This window comes from Arthrobacter sp. Sr33 (assembly GCF_054511195.1).
Genome location: NZ_JBTNDD010000024.1, coordinates 1 through 1,733 on the forward strand (window position 1 = coordinate 1; position 1,733 = coordinate 1,733).

The 1,733-nt window shown below is 64.3% G+C and carries 1 protein-coding gene; it reads left to right on the plus strand.

What is annotated here, in order from left to right; translation table 11 throughout:
- The first annotated feature begins 120 nt into the window (after positions 1-120).
- The gene (locus tag ACX80T_RS16255) at positions 121-1,560 is read left to right on the plus strand and encodes an IS1380 family transposase (RefSeq protein WP_024476452.1); all 1,440 of its coding nucleotides are present in this window, start codon (positions 121-123) and stop codon (positions 1,558-1,560) included.
- The last annotated feature ends 173 nt before the right edge of the window (positions 1,561-1,733 follow it).

The following is a 1,733-nucleotide window of genomic DNA, read 5'->3' on the forward strand; positions in this document are numbered from 1 at the left end:
CCCGGGGTTTTCATGAGGGTGGGGCCCGTCGGGTGTGTTAAAGCGACGAAAGGTGCTTCTGGGCTGGGAAAATAGTGTTGTTGACGCACTGTTCCACCGGCTGAAAGAAGCACCTTTCTGATGTCTAAGATTACCGGAGTTTTCCCGTCTCTTCCTGTCGCCACGACGGAGCAGTCGCTGGTCTCCCACGCGGGGCTGAACGTGGTGACATCTCTGATCGACGCGCTCGGTTTCCGGGGCTTGTGCGAGGACCGGTTAGGCCAGTTCGTTCCCGCCGGGGCCCGGCATCGGCCCGGCACGATCCTGGGATCCTTGGCGGTCATGCTCGCCGGCGGCGGGGAACACGTCTCGGATCTGGATATCCTACGCTCTGGTGCCGGCGTCTTCGGGAACGTGGCCTCGAACGCGACCGTCTCACGGTTCTTCGACCGGGTTGCGGCTGGTCCGGACGTCTTCGGCTACGGCTTCGCCACGTTGACTCGCCAGCTGCGTTCACGGGCATGGGACGCTGCCGGGGACCGGAACCCGGCACTGCGGGCGACCGTCCTGGAGCCCCTGATCCTGGACCTTGATGCCACGCTCGTGGCCTCCCACAGCGACAAGGAACAGGCCGTGGGCACCTATAAGGGCGGGTATGGTTTCGCCCCTTTCATCGCCAGCGTCGATTACGGTACGGGCAACGGGACCGGGGAGATCCTGGCCGCGTTGATGCGTCCAGGCAACGCCGGAGCCAACAGTGCCCAAGACCACATCGAGGTGTTCACCCAGGCCATCGGACAGCTCCCCGACAGTTTCTACGACGGCCACGGTGAGCTCATCGGGGACAAGGTGCTGGTGCGCACCGACAGCGCCGGGGCGTCACGGAAGTTCCTGCATCACCTGGCGTCGTTAGGTGTCCAGTTCACGGTGTCCTACCCGGTGCCGGTCACCAAGGCCCACATGGTCGCCTGGATCAACGACAAAGCGCATTGGCAGCCGGCCCTGGACCAGAACGGTAAGGAACGCACCGATGCGTGGGTCATCAACGCCACCGAGATTTTCGGGCTCACCGATTACCCGGTCGGGACGAACCTGTTCCTACGCGCCGAGCCCCTTCACCCCGGGGCGCAGGCAACGCTGCTCGATGTTGACGGACACAGAATCACGGCCTTTCTGACGAACTCGCCGCGCTGGCACGGGCCCACCCTTGATGCCCGGCACCGGGCCCGGGGACGGTGTGAGAACCGGATCAAAACGCTGAAGAACACTGGGCTCGGGAAACTGCCGTTCTATGATTTCCACGCCAATCAGGCCTGGGCTGACATTGCCGCCCTGGCCATGAATCTAGTGTCCTGGCTGCAACTGGCCATCCTGCCGGCCGGGCATACAGCCCGCGGCTGGGACATCAAACGGTGGCGGTACCGGCTCTTCGCGACCGCCGGAAAACTCATCACTAGGGCCCGGCGGACCCAGCTGCTGATCCCCGGCAACGCGCCGGAAACCGGCACGATCACCACCCTCCTGACCGCCATTACCGAGCTCAAGCACAGCCTCCGACAACCGAGCCCGCGCCTGGCCTGAAAGCCGGACGGCCAGCCCTGCAACCACCGAAACACCCGATCGGAGACGTGGAACCCGACGCCCAGCCAGCGACCACAGGCCCCGCCAACACGCCCAAAACAAGAAAATCCCACCGGACGCGAACTAGCCCATGACCTGGCCGCGAACCCGGCCATCATGAAAAATCCGGGCTA